Source organism: Streptomyces sp. NPDC001270, from assembly GCF_042896695.1.
Lineage (GTDB): Bacteria > Actinomycetota > Actinomycetes > Streptomycetales > Streptomycetaceae > Streptomyces.
This window is the reverse complement of record NZ_JBIAXM010000002.1, coordinates 279,097-294,980: the sequence shown is the minus strand read 5'-3', so window position 1 is coordinate 294,980 and position 15,884 is coordinate 279,097. Positions and strand designations below refer to the sequence as shown.

Annotated in this window: 14 protein-coding genes and 1 pseudogene; 6 read left to right on the top strand and 9 right to left on the bottom strand. The window is 70.9% G+C overall.

All coding sequences use genetic code 11. The features are described 5' to 3' along the window. Positions 1 to 179: 179 nt before the first annotated feature. The 5 genes from ACFY2B_RS05130 to ACFY2B_RS05110 form a co-directional block, all read right to left on the bottom strand. On the bottom strand, positions 180 to 824 hold the full coding sequence (locus ACFY2B_RS05130) for a TetR/AcrR family transcriptional regulator (protein WP_390761762.1): 645 nt from the start codon (positions 822 to 824) through the stop codon (positions 180 to 182). 208 nt (positions 825 to 1,032) lie between these two features. Further along, positions 1,033 to 1,464, bottom strand: coding sequence for an Ohr family peroxiredoxin (locus ACFY2B_RS05125; RefSeq protein WP_390761761.1), 432 nt, complete (start codon positions 1,462 to 1,464; stop codon positions 1,033 to 1,035). A 186-nt stretch (positions 1,465 to 1,650) separates the two neighbouring features. After that, a complete protein-coding gene (locus ACFY2B_RS05120) occupies positions 1,651 to 2,196 on the bottom strand; it encodes an amidase family protein (protein ID WP_390761760.1) in 546 nt (181 codons plus the stop codon). A 423-nt stretch (positions 2,197 to 2,619) separates the two neighbouring features. After that, positions 2,620 to 6,714: a discoidin domain-containing protein gene (locus tag ACFY2B_RS05115; protein ID WP_390761759.1), complete on the bottom strand. Its 4,095-nt coding sequence runs from the start codon at positions 6,712 to 6,714 to the stop codon at positions 2,620 to 2,622. 350 nt (positions 6,715 to 7,064) lie between these two features. Next, positions 7,065 to 7,844 carry a hypothetical protein gene (locus tag ACFY2B_RS05110; RefSeq protein ID WP_390761758.1) on the bottom strand — a complete coding sequence of 260 codons (780 nt, stop codon included), beginning with the start codon at positions 7,842 to 7,844 and terminating at the stop codon, positions 7,065 to 7,067. 496 nt (positions 7,845 to 8,340) lie between these two features. On the opposite strand from ACFY2B_RS05110, the gene ACFY2B_RS05105 reads away from it, so the two are divergent. Then, complete coding sequence (locus tag ACFY2B_RS05105; RefSeq protein ID WP_390761757.1) at positions 8,341 to 8,520, top strand: hypothetical protein; 180 nt, start codon at positions 8,341 to 8,343, stop codon at positions 8,518 to 8,520. A 90-nt stretch (positions 8,521 to 8,610) separates the two neighbouring features. On the opposite strand, the pseudogene ACFY2B_RS05100 reads toward ACFY2B_RS05105, so the two are convergent. Next, positions 8,611 to 9,208: pseudogene (locus tag ACFY2B_RS05100) on the bottom strand (SDR family oxidoreductase); the annotation flags it as partial. Here ACFY2B_RS05100 and ACFY2B_RS05095 point away from each other — a divergent pair. Then, positions 9,173 to 9,703: a TetR/AcrR family transcriptional regulator gene (locus ACFY2B_RS05095; protein ID WP_390761981.1), complete on the top strand. Its 531-nt coding sequence runs from the start codon at positions 9,173 to 9,175 to the stop codon at positions 9,701 to 9,703. The pseudogene ACFY2B_RS05100 and the gene ACFY2B_RS05095 sit on opposite strands and share 36 nt — an antisense overlap. 240 nt (positions 9,704 to 9,943) lie before the next feature. On the opposite strand, the gene ACFY2B_RS05090 is transcribed toward ACFY2B_RS05095, so the two are convergent. The 3 genes from ACFY2B_RS05090 to ACFY2B_RS05080 are packed head-to-tail and all read right to left on the bottom strand — an operon-like array spanning position 9,944 to position 11,415. Further along, the gene (locus ACFY2B_RS05090; RefSeq protein WP_390761756.1) at positions 9,944 to 10,564 is read right to left on the bottom strand and encodes a dihydrofolate reductase family protein; all 621 of its coding nucleotides are present in this window, start codon (positions 10,562 to 10,564) and stop codon (positions 9,944 to 9,946) included. Beyond that, positions 10,564 to 11,070, bottom strand: a complete 507-nt coding sequence (locus tag ACFY2B_RS05085) for an SRPBCC family protein (RefSeq protein ID WP_390761755.1) — start codon at positions 11,068 to 11,070, stop codon at positions 10,564 to 10,566. Before ACFY2B_RS05085 ends, ACFY2B_RS05090 begins: the two co-directional genes overlap by 1 nt. Positions 11,071 to 11,073: 3 nt before the next feature. Continuing rightward, positions 11,074 to 11,415 (bottom strand): ArsR/SmtB family transcription factor, encoded by a 342-nt coding sequence (locus ACFY2B_RS05080; RefSeq protein ID WP_390761754.1) that lies wholly within the window; start codon positions 11,413 to 11,415, stop codon positions 11,074 to 11,076. A gap of 358 nt (positions 11,416 to 11,773) precedes the next feature. Here ACFY2B_RS05080 and ACFY2B_RS05075 point away from each other — a divergent pair, with 358 nt between their 5' ends. From ACFY2B_RS05075 to ACFY2B_RS05060, 4 genes are all read left to right on the top strand, one after another. Continuing rightward, positions 11,774 to 11,971, top strand: a complete 198-nt coding sequence (locus tag ACFY2B_RS05075; protein WP_376522733.1) for a hypothetical protein — start codon at positions 11,774 to 11,776, stop codon at positions 11,969 to 11,971. Positions 11,972 to 12,442: 471 nt separating this feature from the next. Beyond that, complete coding sequence (locus ACFY2B_RS05070; RefSeq protein ID WP_390761753.1) at positions 12,443 to 12,904, top strand: nuclear transport factor 2 family protein; 462 nt, start codon at positions 12,443 to 12,445, stop codon at positions 12,902 to 12,904. A 274-nt stretch (positions 12,905 to 13,178) separates the two neighbouring features. Then, positions 13,179 to 14,414, top strand: a complete 1,236-nt coding sequence (locus ACFY2B_RS05065; protein WP_390761752.1) for an epoxide hydrolase family protein — start codon at positions 13,179 to 13,181, stop codon at positions 14,412 to 14,414. A 147-nt stretch (positions 14,415 to 14,561) separates the two neighbouring features. Further along, positions 14,562 to 15,851, top strand: a complete 1,290-nt coding sequence (locus ACFY2B_RS05060) for a hypothetical protein (RefSeq protein WP_390761751.1) — start codon at positions 14,562 to 14,564, stop codon at positions 15,849 to 15,851. The last annotated feature ends 33 nt before the right edge of the window (positions 15,852 to 15,884 follow it).

The window sequence follows — 15,884 nt, the reverse complement described above, 5'->3', positions numbered from 1 at the left end:
AGCCGCCACGGTGGACAACAGGTGCCGGACAGCGGTCAGTTCGCGGGTGCCGGTCAGCGTGTGCCCGTCAGCGGGTGTCGGGCAGTGGGTGTCAGCTCGCGGGGTGCCGGGCAGCGAGATGTCAGGTCGCGGGGTGCCGGTCAGCGAAGGCCGGTTGGCGGAGGCCGGTCGGCGGGATGTCAGGTCGCGGGTGTGGCGAGCAGGGCCGCCGACACCTGTTCCGTCAGCCAGGTCTCGGTGGCGTCCCAGGACCAGCCGCGCTCCGCCACGAACAGCCGCCAGGAGCTGAAACCGAGGAGGAACCAGAGCATGTCGGTCGCGCGCGGGAGATCCACGTCCGGCCGCAACGCCCCCAGTTCCGCCAGCCGCTCGGCGAGGACCCCGAGCGCCTGCCGGTAGGCCCGGACGATGTGGGCGAGGGTCTCCGCCGCCGCCCGGTCCACCTCGGCGGCCGTGATGATCACCAGGGCGATGTCGAGGTGCTTCTCGTTGTCGAGTCGCACCCCGTGTGCCACGGTGCTGATCGCCTCCCGGGGATCCGTCGTCGCGCGCAGCGCCGCGAGGGTGCGTTCGACGACCGGGTCGTCGACACCCCGCTCGATGAGGGTCGTCAGGATCGTCGACTTGCCGCCGGTGCTCGCGTACACCGTGGGCACGGCCACCCCGGACTCCTGCGCGATGTCACCGATGGTGACCTTCCCGTAGCCGTGTTCCACGAACAGCCGCAGGGCGGCGTCGAGGATCGCCGCCCTGGTCTCCGCCGCCGTCTCGGCGCGTCGGCCGGCTCGGTACGGTCTTCGCTGGCCACCGGGGAGCGGGCGCATGCTTTCCTCTTCGTGCGACGACTGGCCCCTCAATATATGCCGCTCGTTCGCCGCGGCCGCGCCGGTCTCCGTGGGGGTTCCGGGCAGCGCGGCTATTACGCCGTAATACTCCGGTTGGGGGATGCCGCGTCCCCCGGCCGTGCGCCCGGGCCCCTGGGAGCCTCCTCAGCGGCGCTCGGTGGCCCGGGCGTGAGCCGGGAGACAAGGATCAGGCGGCGACGGCGGTGGCGTTGATGGTGACGGGGATGTTGCCGCGGGTGGCCTTGGAGTAGGGGCAGAGCTGGTGGGCGGCGTGGCCGAGTGCGGCGGCAGTGGGCTGGTCGACGCCGCCGAGTTCGAGGTTGAGGACGGCGCTGAGGCCGAACTCGCCGTCGTCGCCGTGGGTGAGGGTCGCTTCGACCGTGATGGCGGTGCTCTTGAGGGTGATCCTGCGCTGGGCGGCGGCGCGGCGGACGGCGCCGAGGAAGCAGGCGCCCCAGCCGGCGGCGAAGAGTTGCTCCGGGTTGGTGGCGCCGCCCGCCCCGCCGAACTCCTTGGGAATGGCGAGCGTGGTCTGCAACTGCCCGTCGCCGGACTCGACGCGGCCTCCGTTGCGTCCTTCGCCGGTCACCGTGACGACACCGGTGTAGCTGACTGCCATGGCTGTTGTCTCCTCGTGTGCTGAGTGTCCGGTGCCCACATCCGTCGTCACCGGTTTGGCTGGTGATGAGTATGGCCATGTGTGTCATCACCTGTCAAGATGGTTAGTGGCAGGAGAGGGTGCATATGTGTGAGCAGACAGAAGGCCCGGCCGGGGACGCCTTCCGGCGTGCTCCCGTCCGGGCCGTCAGGTACCCGCGCGCCGGTGCGCGCGGGGCTCAGACCGGGACGCGATCGGTCTCCGCACGCAGCAGGGCGTCGACGCGGGCGGCCACGGCCAGCAGGTGTCGGTGCCGAGCCCGGCGCCGGCGATCCCGGCGGCCACCGCCGCCGCGGTGCTGCCGCTGCTGCCACCGGCGAACAGCCCCGGATCGGTGGCATTGCCCACGGCACCGAACGCCCGGTTGCCGGAGGTGGCTCCCAGCGCCAACTCGTGCATGTGCGTCTTCCCCAGCACGATCGCGCCCGCGCCGCGCAGGGACCGCACCACGGGCGCGTCCAGGTGCGGCGCGAAATCCTTGAGGGCCGGGGTGCCCGCCGTGTTGGGCAGCCCCGCGACGTGGATGTTGTCCTTGACGACGAGGCACCAGCGCCCGGCGCCGCCGTCCGTCCGGTCCCGCCGGGCGGACGATTCGTCGTGCCGGGCGGCCTCTTCGAGCGCCCGTTCCCCGTCGAGGGTGATGAACGCGTTCAGGCCCCCGGCGTCGGCGGCGCGAGCGAGCGCCGCGCGCACCGTTTCCTGTGCGGTCGTCCGGTCGTCCGGTCGGCCGCGCGCTCCCCTGGTGCCACGGCTGCGTCTCCTTCGTCGTCGGGAGCGGTACGGCCGCGACGCACATCCCACGGACGGGCCCGCGTCCGGCCGCCCGGCCGCCGGGCCGCGCGGCCGGCGACGCGACGTGGCACGGCACGGCACGACGCAAGCCTGCCAGGTACGTGTGCGGCGGCCGGCAGGAGGCGCGGGCCGCGCCGGTGCGGCCCTGACGGTGACCTGCGGCTCCGGCGGGCGGCGCGGCCCGCTTCCGGGCACCGTTCGGACGACGGCACCCGGAGCGACGGGGGTCCGCCGCAGGGTGCTGTCACTCACACAACGGGCCGCGTACCGGCCGGGGTTCACCTCTGTCCCGAGGCGACCGCTCCGGTACGCGGCCCGCCCGGCTCAGGCCCGCGCCGTGACCGCCCGCGTGTTGTACCCCTCCGCCCGCAGCAGGGGCCGCCCCGAGGGCAGGGCACGGTCGGGCCAGGACACGGTGACCGTGCGGCTCTCGCCGGGCAGCAGCCACAGGTAGTTGTCCTCGTACAGCGTCGGCAGGACCCGGCCGCCGTGCTCGTCCAGCAGCGAGAGGCGCACCATGGCGGCGACCACGGACCCGCGGTTGCGGACGGTCGCGGTCAGCTGCCGGCCGTCGTCCGTGCGGGTGACACGGCCGGCGGACACCGACAGCGCGGCCCGCCCGGCGGAACCGAGCGCCCGCATCGCCTCCGGCGTGCGGTGGCGCCAGTAGGTGTTGCGGGACAGCAGCCCGCCCCGGCCGTCCCGCAGCGTCAGCCGCAGCAGGTGCAGGTCGGGCAGGTCGTCGGTGAACGCCGCGGTGAACGCCGCCGCGGTGGCCGCGGACCTGACGTCCACCCGGGCGCTCCTCGACGGTGCCGCCCGGCGGCCCGAGAGGTCGTACACCTCGGCCGTGACCTGCGCGCCCGTCACCTCCGTACGCGTGTGATTGACCGCGATGACCTGCCAGTTCACCGGATCGGCCTGGACGTGCAGGGGTTCGCAGCCGGAGCGCGCCCCGTAGTACATGCCGTTGACGTCGAAGTCGTAGTCGTAGGTCTGCCACACCGTGCTGTGCCAGGCGGGGTGGGACATCCACAGCATGAGACCGCTGGCGTCCTCCCACAGGTGGGCGTTCCACGCCTCGAACATGGCACGGGCGTTCTCGTAGTTGACGAACTGCGCCTTGCGCGCGAAGTCGTCGAGGTCCTGGGCGGCACCGAGGCGGGTCTCGATCGCCGCCTTGTAGTTCTGCGGTGCCTGGTTCCCGTGCTCGCTCCAGTCGTGGTAGTACCAGGCCCCGCGGATCGGCCACTCCGGCTCGTCACCCGTCATGCCGCGGACGCTCTCCGCGGTGGAGACGACCGGCATGCCGATCTCGGTGTGGAAGCCGAAGTCCTTGCTGCCGTAGGTCGCCGGGTCGAAGTACCGCTCCGGCTCCACCCAGCCGTAGGGCCCGCCGCCGGTGGCGATGCCGCCCGCGGAGTTGCTCTGGTAGAGGACGCCGGGTGCCTGCCGCTGCACGGCCTCCCGCATCCCCTGGTCGATCGCCGCGGGCGGGTTGCCCTCGTTGGCGCCGCACCACACCGCCACCGAGGGATGGATGCGGTAGCGCAGCACGGTGTCCCGGGCGATCGCGTTGTACGCGTCGTGGTCCGGCACGTCCATGCCCCAGGCGTTGGGGAAGTCGTTCCACACCAGGATGCCGTAGCGGTCGCAGGCCGCGAAGAACTCCTCGCGGTCGCAGCTGCCCACCCAGTTGCGGATCATCGTGAAGTTCATGTCGCGGTGCATGCGCACCGCCGTGTCCATCCGCTCCGCGGGCATCCGGCGCAGCAACTCGTCCCAGCCCCAGTTGCCGCCGCGCACCAGCACCCGGACACCGTTGACACTGATCTTGAGCGGGTCGGGTGTGTTGGACACGGTCGTCACGTCGGTCCAGGTGTCGCCGTCGGCGGAGACCCGGACGGTGTACGTCTTCGGGTACGCCTGCTCCCACAGGACGGCCACCCGGTCGAACCGCCGGGCGGCGCCGAGGTCGACCTGGAGCCACTGGTGGTCCTCGTAGGCGGAGGACCAGCGGGTGCCGGGGTCGCCGTCGGTGGCGTGCGCCGCCAGGTGGCCGTCCGCCTCGCTGGAGGCGGTGGCCGCCCGGTGCAGGGCGAGGTCGGTGCCCGCCTCGGTGCTGTCGATGACGGCGAGGGACCACAGCGAGTTGCCCCAGCTGGTGTTGCGCACCCCGCACTCGATCCGTACGAAGCGGGCGGTCACGGCGTCGAAGTCCGACACCCGCAGGCTCGCGTCACCGCTGTTGAACGGCAGCGGCACCGCGGAGTTGTCCACGGACTTCACGTCCGTCCACGTGGACCCGTCCGAGGACACCTGCACCACGAAGGTCCGCGCGTACGCCTGCTCCCACACCAGGTCGACGCGGTCGAAGGACTGCTCGGAGCCGAGGTCCACCCGGATCCACTGGTCGTCCTCGAAGGCCGAGGACCAGCGGGTGGCCGGGTCGCCGTCGGTGACGTTGCCCGCGCCGTGGCCGTCCTCGTCCGCGCTGGACGCCTCGGCCGCCGCGTGCAGGGCGAGGTCGGTGCCCGGCCGCGCGCTGTCGCGGACCGACAGCGTCCACAGCGAACTGCCCCAGCCGGTCGCCCTGGTCAGGCACCTGACCCGGACGTGACGGGCCCGCTGCGCGCCCACGTCCACGGACTGGGTGCAGGCGTCGGCCGAGGCCGTGAAGGGCAGCGGGATGTCGTACTCGTAGCCGAACTGCCGGATGCCGAAGCGGGTGGTGCGCCGGTCGCTCTCCGCGCCGTCGGCCTCGGCGACCAGGGTCAGCTCGTGCAGGCGGGCGTCGCCCAGGCCGTTGGGCCACCACAGCTCGGGATCGCGCACGCGCAGCGCACCGTAGGCATCGGGGGTGAAGACCACCTCGACGGTCTCACCCGCGGGGACGGTGACGGCCCGGGAGACCCGTACGTCGCCGAACGACGCGGAGACGACGGTCCGGTGGTCGGCGGAGTCGGCGTTGCGGACCGGGACGGTCACCGTCAGCTCGGCGACCGACAGGTCGGGGAGTCCCGGCAGCACGGTGTCCACCCGCGCGTCGCCGAGCACGACGTGCCCGGTGGACCGCAGCCGCACATGGTTCCAGATGCCCGCGCCGCGGTCGCGGACCGCCGGCATCCAGTCCCAGCCCGAGGAGGCCAGATACGTGGGCGAGTTGCGGTTCATCTGGTCGGCGCCCGCGTCCACCCACGCCTCGCCCGCCGGACCCTTGTCGCCGGGGCTGCCGGGCACCGGCATCGGCGTGATCCGCACGGCCAGGGCGTGCCGGTCCGCGGCCGCACCGGCCAGGTGCTCGGTGACGTCGTGGGCGAAGCGGGCGAACGGGAACGTCACGCTGCCCACGTCGCGGCCGTCGAGCCAGATGTCGGCCCGGTGGTTGACCCCGTCGAACTCCAGCCACACATGCCGGCCGGCGCCGGTGCGCAGGCCGCGCGGCAGCTCGAAGTCCCGCCGGTACCACCAGGAGTGGCGGGACAGCGCCTCGGGGACGTGCAGGTTGTTCAGGCCCGCGACCGGGTCGGGCAGCTTTCCCTGGTCGACGAGCGAGCCGAGGATGGTGCCGGGGACCGTCGCGGGCAGCCACCGGCTGGTGTCCACGCCCGCCTTCGACAGATCGCCGCCGGTGGCGTCGGTCCAGTCGTCCATGGTCAGCGCCCAGCCGGACTCCAGCGGCACCGTGCCGTCGGCGGCGACGGCCAGCTTCGGGGGAGTGGTGTGCCGGGTGCCCCAGTCCGTCCAGCCGGTGGCGTCCGGCCGGTGTCCGTCCACCGTGCCGTACACCTCGAAGCCGTTGAGGCCCAGCGGGTTGGCGCTGGAGCGCTTGCGGGCCGTCATCCGCACCCAGCGGGCGGTCACCGGGCGGGCCAGCGGGATGTCGACGACGCCGCCGGTGCCGGCGGTGGTGCGGTACACGCTCGTCCAGGACTTCCGGTCCCGGGACGTCTCGACGACGAACTCCCGCGCGTAGCTCGACAGGATCTCCTTGCCCGTGGTGCCCTGCGCCGGGTTGCCGGTCGTCGGGGGCGTGAACACCGGGTCGCTCGCGTCCGCCTCGAACGTCAGCCGGACCCGGCTGACCTGGCTGTCCGACTGGAGGTCGACCGATATCCACTGCGGGTCGCCGTCCCCGGCCCGCCAGCCGGTGCCGCGGACCCCCTGTGCCGGGACCCCGTCCACCGCGAACTCGGCCGCGGCGGGCGCGTACGCCTGCGAGGAGACCTCCACGGGGCGGAAGGCGGCGATCTCACCCGGTGCGGGTGCGGGTGCGGGGGTTCCGGGCTGCCGGGTCCCGGCGGCGGCCTCCGCCGCCGGGAACACCACGCCCAGTCCGAAGCCCGCCAGCAGGGTCGTGCCGGTGGTGACGACGGCACGCCGGGAGGGACGGCGCGACGGACTCTGCTGCTCGTCCATGAGCAAAACGTCCAATCAAGGAGACCATGCCGACGGGACGACCGGTTCGGGTGCGACCGTGCCGTCCAGGCGGCTTTGACAACGTTGCCATAGGCTGTGGCGAGAGAGGCCGCCGTGTCAAGACTCATGCACACGCGGGGCACCCGGCACGGCACCCGCCGCGCGGCCGGCGCGGGCCAAGTGGGGCCGGTCCAGGGGCGGGTCCAGGGGCGGGTGACCAGGGGGCACGCCTCACACGTGTTATCCACGACACCCGCCCGGCAGGTGACCGATGGCCGGACGTGGACGTGTGTCCGGTCTCGGTGTGTGCCCGATCCCGGTGTGGCCGGGACCGGACACACGTCGCCTGCTCAGCGCAGGCCGTAGGCCCGGGTGAGGGTCATCCGTACCTGGTGGCCGGCCCCGTCGGCGGCGCTCGCCCGGAGGGTGGCCCGGTCGCCCGCCCGGTTGCCCGCGGGTATCACCAGCGACCAACTGCCGTCCCCGGCCGCCTTGACGGCGGCGGGACGCCAGCTCTTGCCGTCGTCGTAGGACACGTCGACGCCGACCGCGCGGACCGGGGAGGTTCCCGTCGCGCCCGCCGGGCCGCCCGCTTCGCCGGTCAGGGCCGCCCACAGGGAGGTGGCGTCGGACTTCGCGGTGGACAGCGCCCGGGCGCCCAGCCGGGGCAGGGTCCTGGTGACCTCGGCGGTGGCCGGCGTCGCCGTCTTCGGGGCGGTGCCCGGCGTGCCGGTGACGATCACTCCGATGCGGTCGGTGTGCCGGTCGTCGAGCTTCTGCGCCGCGAGTCCGGTGATGTCGAACAGCGCCTCGTCGACCTGTCCGCCGGTGAGCGCGTCCCAGGCGTCGCTCGGTACGACGTATGCGTGGCCGTGCTCGGTGAACTGGACGAAGGCCGTCTCGGGCCGCCGCGCGGCCGGTGTGCCGGCGATCACCTGTACGGTGTCGCCCGCGCGCCGGTAGCGGACGGTGTCACCGGTGATCAGGGTGACCGTTTCGACGGGTCCGGCGGCCGTCCCGCCCGCGTGTCCGGCGTCGGGCTTCGGGGGTGACGCGTCGGCGGGCGCGACGACCAGCCCCGCCAGCGTGCCGACTCCCAGCAGCAGCGCCGCCGTTCTGAGTCTTCTCATGGAAACCTTCCTGTCACTGCCCCGGTCCGGGGCGGGGGACGAGGTGTCCCGACAGGTCAACAGGGCGGCATGCCCGTTGGGTTGTCTGGATGAGGGCGCGATTCGGCCGGGGACACGTGTGCCGACGGATCCGGTGGCCCGGACCGCTTCCGTACCCCTTCCGGACGGCGGGACGGGCCGGAGCGACGTCGGTGTCGGCGCGGGGGTCGGGTCGGCGCCGGGGGCGGCCCGGGGTCGGTGCAGAGGGTGGAAGAGAGGCCGGATCAGGGGGCGGCGCAGAGGCCCCGGTCGGAACTCACGGCGATATCCGGGGCGTGACCCGGATACGCCAGGAACCCGCCGCGGGATGATCTTGGAGTCCGGGGACTCGCCACGCGGTGTCGCCCGCGAGGACGCTGACAGTGTTCGCGTACTCGCGGCGGGCCTTTTGCTGTGCCGGGACCGCCGAGGACCCCGGGGTGCCGCCGCGGGGCCGGCTGAGATCGAGGAGCCGGCGGTGGATCGCGGGGACGGCGGTGACGCGCAGGGTGTGGCGCTGACCGCGCCGTACGGTCACGCCCTGGTCGAGCGCGGTCCGCTCGGCGGGATCTGGCTCGGCGGCGCGGAGGAAGTCGGCGACCTTGCCCGGCACGTCGAGGGTGACCGGCCGGGCCAGGGCCGGAGCGCGTTCTGGTGAGTGATGGTGTGTTCGGCCATGAGGCCGGCGACGGCCGTGCGGATGGCGCCGCGACTGACGCCGCCGTTCGTTTGCCGGCCAGGGGGCTCCCTAGCCGTCCCGGGCTGGTCGCCAGGCTTGCACCGTGGGGCGGACGACGATCTCGCTGACGTCGATGCCATCAGGCTGCTCGATCGCGTAACCGATGGCGGAGGGCGGCATGGCGATCTCGTCGCGCTGCTGGGCGATCGCCGCCGCTGCCGCCGGGCTCGCTCCCTTGCCCACCCAACCCCTCGGTGTGGGTGAAGCCCGGCGAGACGAGGGTGACGCGCAAGTCGGGGCCGGACTCCTGTCGCAGCCCTTCGGTCAGCACCTTCACCGCCGTCTTGGTGGCCGCGTAAACGGCCTGGGGGGACTTCACGACATAGGCCGCGGTGGAGGCGACGTTGACGAACTGCCCGGAGCGCTGCTGCCGGAAGATGGGCAGCGCGGCCCCGATGCCGTTCAACAGGCCCGTGATGTGGGTGGCGACCATGGCGTCCCAGTCGTCCTGGCGCAGCTCGTCGAACGGCGAGACCGCCATCGGGCCGGCGTTGGAGACCAGGACATCGAGTCGGCCGACGCGGTCGAGTGCCGCGTCGGTCAGGCGCTTCAGGTCTTCGCGGCGCGTGACATCGACGACGAGCCCGACGGCCGAGCCACCCTGCGCGTTTTCGCAGTGGAGGGGCTCGACGCCCACTTGGAGCGCATCGCCAAAGAAGCGGGGGTGGGCAGTGCCACGCTGTACCGCAACTTCCCCGTCCGCGAAGCACTGGTCGAGGCCGTCTACCGCCACGAGGTGGTCCAACTCTGCGACGCAGCACCCACCCTGCTGGCAACACAGCCGGCTTTTGAGGCCCTGCGTGCCTGGACGCGCCCGTTCTTGGACTACGTGACTGCCAAGTACGGCATGATCGAGGCCCTGCGCGCCATTGCCGCCACGGGGAACAATCCGTACGGCCACAGCCGGGAAATGATCCAGGCCGCCCTGAGCACCCTTATGGACGCGTGCGCGGCCGCCGGGACGATCCGCGCCGACATCGGTTCCACCGATATCGGCGCCGCTCTCGAAGGCATTGCCCTCACCTCGGCGAGCCCCGACCAACGGCAGCGGGCAGAACGTCTGCTCGACCTGACCCTGGACGGCCTGAAGACCCGTCCATGAGGGAGGTCATGAAACGAAGCCGCGTCCCGGTGCCGCAGGGCCTCGTCCGGTTCGTCCCTCGCCGGTCTCGTCCTCGTCCAGCTCGGGGGCTTCCGGGTCGTTCGGACACCGTGTCGGCGTACCTGGCCGGCTCCCCGCCCCCGTAGGTGAGCACGTACCGCCATCCGGCGTCGCCGCCAGGGCGCGCCGGGCCGTCCGCGGGCAGCTGACCTCGGCGGGAGAGCGCTGAGGTCGGGACAGTCACCGCCCCCGGACGGTGTAGGTCAGGTGCGTCACCCTTGGGGAGGGCTCCGCGCGGACCGGCTCCAGGGCCACGCGGCCCGCGTCCACGCCCTCGAACAGGCGGATTCCGGAGCCGAACAGCACGGGTGCCAGCGCGATCGAGAACTCGTCGATCAGGCCCGCGTTCACGTACTCCAGGATGGTCGCGCCGCCGCCCGCGATGCGGACGTCGCGGTCGCCGGCGGCCTCGCGGGCCTGGTCGAGCGCGGTCTCGATGCCGTCGTCGACGAAGTGGAAAGTGGTCCCGCCGGGCCGCTCCCAGGGGTCACGCTTCTCGTGCGTCACGACGAACACCGGCGTGTGGAACGGCGCCTCCTCCGGCCACATCTTCTCGCCGGCGTCGAACATGCGCTTACCCATCACGCTCGCCCCGGTGCGCTGGAACGTCTCCCGCGCGATGTCGTTGTCGCGCCCTTCCTCGCCGCCCTCGCCGAGCTTCAGGTTCTCCCGGAAGAACCGCAGCGGGAAGATCCACTGCTGTAGTTCCAGCCACTGCTGCCCCATCAGGTCCTCGGAGGACTCGGGCGCGATGAACCCGTCCAGCGACATCGACACGCTGAAGAACACCTTCCCGGCCATCAGCGCTCCGCTCCGTTCCGAACGATCTCGGTGACGTACGCAGCCAGGTTGCTCAGGGTCTGCCGGCCGCCCTCGATCGCGTGGTACTTCTCGACCGCCTCGTCGCGCAGCTCCTTGGTGGGGAACAGCGTGCGCATCTCGATCCGGGTCGCCGTGCCGTCGGGCTCGAACGTCAGGACCGACTCGAAGGCGTTCGGGTCGCCGCGGGACTCGCCGTGGAGCAACGCGATCCGCTCCGGCGGGGCGAGCTGGGTCCAGGTGATCCACTCCTGGTAGTCCGTCCCGTCCGGTCCGTGCATCACGAAGTCCCACTCCCCGCCGACGCGGAACTCGAACGCCCGCGTGGTGGTGGTGAACCCATCCGGTCCCCACCATCGCGACAGGTGCCGGACGTCGGCGAACGCCTCGAACACCAGCTCCCGTGGGGCGTCGATGATCCGGGAGATGACGATCTCGCGGTCGGCTGTCGCCGACTGCTCCGGCGTTCCTTGTTCTGTCGTGCTCATCAGCTACTCCGCTTTCCTTGTCTGCTTCAGGTCCTGCACGTAGGCGTCCAGTCGGTCGAAGCTCTCGTTCCAGAACTGCTCGAAACCGCCGGTCCACTGGTGGACGGGCCGCAACCCGCCGGCGTCGAGGGCGTACAGGCGCTGCTTGCCTGCCTGGCGGTCGCGCACCAGCCCGACCTCCCGGAGCACCCGCAGGTGTTTGGACGCCCCCGGCTGGGTCATCCCCAACTCCTGGGCCAACTCGGTCACCGACCGCTCACCCGCCCGCAGCAGTACCAGGATCTCCCGGCGCTGCGGCTCGGCGATCGCGTTGAAGACGTCCGACGTCGTCGCTGCTCGTGCCATGGGGCCATCGTATTCCGATATGGGCATGCGTCAAGTGGGAAGGAATCAGGCGGGTCATGCCAGATGGCGATCGTGACCCTTGTCGACGGCTGCGGAAACTGAGCGCCGACCGATGCCGGCGGCCGGCGAGACTGGCCTGCTCCAGGCGGAAACCGTCAAGCCTGTGTCGGGTTTCTGGCCTATTCGAGTTGCACCCCATCCCACATGTGTTCAGGGCGCGGGCCATCCGAGGTCGATCCGGTGCACGCCGAGCCCTTCACGTCACCGTCTTGACAGGTTACGCATGTGAGGGCAAGCTGACTGTCGTCAGGGTGACGAACAGGACGTGAAGCACCCACCGATGAAGTGGAGACCTGCCATGAACGAGGCACTGACGACGGACGCCGCCGCCGCGGCGGTACGGCACGCGCGGTACGGCAAGCTCCCCGAGCGCATCCGCTTCGAGGAGATGGTCCAGGAGGTGGAGGCCGAGCCGACTGGTGGAACGAAGGCTTCCTACAACCCCGAAGGCGCCTGGAACTACTACTCGTGCCTCGCCCTTGACCTGGGGCTGTAGGTCTGAGGGCGGCAGCGGCAGCGGCCGGGCGCGTGGCGCCCGACCTGCGCCGGCCCTCGGCTCGTCCTCCAGTGACGGTGACTGGACCGCACGGTCCGAAGTATGATCGGCCTCACTCCTTCTGGACTTGCGGGTCCATTCGATCGGACTCCATAATGAATGGACCAGACGGTCCAGATGGGAGTCCTCCGGGACCTCGGTTCCCCGGGTCCTCGGGCTTTCCAAGTCCTCGGGTTCCTCGGGTACCTCGGGTTCTCCGGTGATCTCTCATCGCCTAGCGGGTCGACCGACGACCCGCCACCGGGACACATGTCGACACCGGAATACGTGTCGACTCCCGGTCACATGTCCGCCCCGGGACGGTTCGGCCGCGTCAGGAATCCGGCCGGACCGCCGGACCGCCGGATCGCCGGACTGCCGGATCGGTGGCACGACCGTCTGCCTCACTGGAGCAAGGACGACGGACGATTGATGATGGATACCACTGAGCGCCTGAGCATCACCGAGGATCTTCGCCGCCTGATGGCGCGCTACGTCCGCTACGCGGATCACCAACGCTGGCAGGACCTGGCGGACCTGTTCACACCCGACGGCACCTTCACGCCGCACAAGCCCGACGGTTCGGTGTGGCTCCGGATGGCGGGCCGGGAAAAGATCGCCGCCACGGTCGGCGCCAGCGGCGGCCCCGGTGTCACCCTGGTCCACCACCTGTTCTCCGACGAGATCGACGTCGACTCGGCGACCACCGCCCACGGTGTATGGGCGATGGAGGACATCGTCACCCGGCCCGCGGACGCCGAACTCTCCGAGGCCATTCACTTCCGGGGCATGCACGGCTTCGGCCACTACCACGCACGTTTCGTCAAGACCGACGGCTCCTGGTACATCGCCGAACTCAAGCAGACCCGGCTCCGCCTGGACTTCACCGACTGACCGGTCGACGCCTGCGGCCACGCGTCCGCGACCCGCCCCACGCCTCGCCCGACACTTCGCCCGACACCTCGACCGACGGCGCCGGCCGTGGCCACGCCACGCCACGCCGCGTCCCGCCTTCGGCAGCCCGGCAGCCCGGCAGCCCGGCAGCCTGGCAAATCTGGCAGTCCGGCAAATCTGGCAGGTCCAGCAGTCCGGCAGGCGATGACACCTGCCCGGGGCGGCAGTTCCTCTCTCAGCCCTCATCGCACCCCTACCCGAAAGCAGCCTCGCCGTGAGTGACGACAGCAAGACCAGCGCGCTGGAACCGTACAAGATCAATGTGTCCCAGGACGTCCTGGACGATCTCAAGGACCGCCTGAAGCGGACCCGTTTCTTCGACGACCTGGACAACGAGGAGGAGTACTACGGGATCAGCACCGCCTACCTCAAGCCGCTCGTGGAGTACTGGGCGGACGGCTTCGACTGGCGTGCGCAGGAGCAGCGGCTCAACTCCTTCGACCAGCACAAGATCGAGATCGACGGCGCTCCCGTGCACTTCGTCCACGAGCGCGGCACGGGCCCGAACCCGATCCCGCTCATCGTCCTCCCCGGCTGGCCGTGGCCGGGCGAGTTCAGCTACTCGCTCATCGGCCCGCTGACCGACCCCGCCGCCCACGGTGGCGACCCGGCCGACTCGTTCGACGTCATCATCCCGGACCTGCCCGGCTTCGCCTGGTCGACCCCCGTCGGCAGGGGCGACCTGAACTACTGGAAGATCGCCGACATCATGCACAGCCTCATGACCGAGGTCCTGGGGCATGAGAAGTACGCGGTGGCGGGCTCCGACTACGGCGCGCTCGTCACCAGCGCGCTCGGCCACAAGTACGGCGACAGCATCATCGGTCTGCACTACGGTCACGACTTGCCCCCGGGCCAGTTCGCCAACGAGCGGTTCTGGGACCTGACCGACGGCGCCCGGATTCCCGAGGACGCCTCGCCGGAGCTGCGGGCGGGCCTGGAGAACTTCGTCAGGACGTACGCCTCACACGTCGCCGTCCACATGCTGGACGCGTCCACCCTCAGCCACGGTCTGAACGACTCGCCCGTCGGCATGCTCGCCTGGCTGTTGCAGCGGTGGAAGAAGTGGAGCGACAAGCGGGGCGACTTCGACGCGAACTTCCCCCGTGACTTCATCCTCACCCAGGCCACCACCTTCTGGGTGACCCAGTCCATCGGCTCGTCCATCCGCATGTACCGCAACGCCGCGCGCTACCCGTGGGTGCCCTCGCACGACCGTCAGCCCGTCGTCGAGCCCCCGGCCGGCTTCACCTTCCTCCTCGGCGACGCCTACCCGCCCGGCGTCAACACCGTCGAAGACCGCATCGCCCACTTCGAGAACGGTCCCACGCGCGGTTCCTTCAACGTGGTCAACGTCAACGCCCACAGGAAGGGCGGCCACTTCGTCCACTACGAGAACCCCGAGGCGTTCACCTCGGACCTCCGGACGACGTTCCGCAAGCTCCGCTGACCCGGCAGCCGGCGGGCCTCCTGCTCCGGGACCGGACCGGACCGGTGCGGGAGGCCAGCCACAGCGGTGAACCGCAGGAAGCCTCCACCCGTAGTGTCTGTGCGCCAGCCGATACGAGAGGAAGCGACCGTGAGGACTCCGGAAGAGATGGACGTCATGCAAAGACGTCTGGACGCTGACCGTGACACACTTCCGGCTACTCGCGACTATGTCGCACAACAGCAACGGAACTTCGGCTACGACGAATCCCAGATCGCCCTTTTCACCGACGCCGCCGGCAGACTTGTCGAATTGAACGAATACCGGGGCAGGGGGATCGGGTGGACCGAGCAGGACCCGGCGGGCAACGAGAGATTCAAGCAGCTGCGTGCATACGAGCAGCAGGACCGCGCAGCAGTGGTCTCAACGCTCTCGGGAGTCATTGCGTACGCGGAGAGCACACGCCCGGACGCCCCGGCTGCCGCCAGCGGCCTGCGCGATCACCTCGCTCGTTTCGAGTCGATCCCCGGACAGCAGGACGAGCTGCACCAGGCACGCCGGGAATACGGTGAGCAGATTACCCGCAGTACCGTTGATGCGATCCCCTACAGAAGTAACCAGATCGTCGACTACGCCAGGAGCGGTGGCCAGAGTTACGACCTTTACGCGGAGTACGTAACGGACGACAACTATATGCTGCCCGTCGAGTCGGAGGAGATGGAGGCCGCCCAATCCGCCGTCATCGGCGCTCGCTTCGGGACCGGCACCTGCAACGAGCACAGCGCCTATGCCTTCACGGAGGCGATGAGGACCATGCCGGGCACCCACGTGACGATGGCGAACGTCCCGGGGGAGCACGGAATGGTAATCATCGGGCCACCGAACCGCCCGGAGTCGGCGCATGTGGACACCTGGCCCCTGAACCCGACCGTCACGTCCCCGGAAACCTACGGGATCGACAACATCCAGGAGGGCTTTGCCGTCGTTGAGGCCGTGGCCGACGGGCGGGACCTCCGTGCGGAGGCACAGCACCATCTTGAACCGCTCCCAGAGCGCCCGGCACCCATACCGCCCATCACGCTGCAAGAGGCTGCCGCTCGCATGCGGGCCATGGACGGTATCGCCGAGTTGACGCACTTCATCACCCGCACGACCGACCACCGTGACAGCAACAGTCGCGAGCAAGGTCGGCAGTACGGCCTCACGCTGAGCCGGGAGGCGTTCACCGCTACTCTCGCCAACGACTTTCAGATTCAGTCACCGCCCGGATCTCTGTCGCCTGCCGCATCACAGCAGCGGATCGCCTCGGCCATCGCCGCGTACAGCCCGAGTGGCGTCCCGGGCCGGGACGCCACGTACGTTCAGGGATCGTCGGCCGGACCACAGCACGGGCGAGGTCGGGGAGGAGGGGTCGGATCGCCTCCCCAACCCGGCCCTTCCGGCAGGCGCGGGCGCTGAGAACTCCTGACCTGCGCACTCGCCCGAATCCGC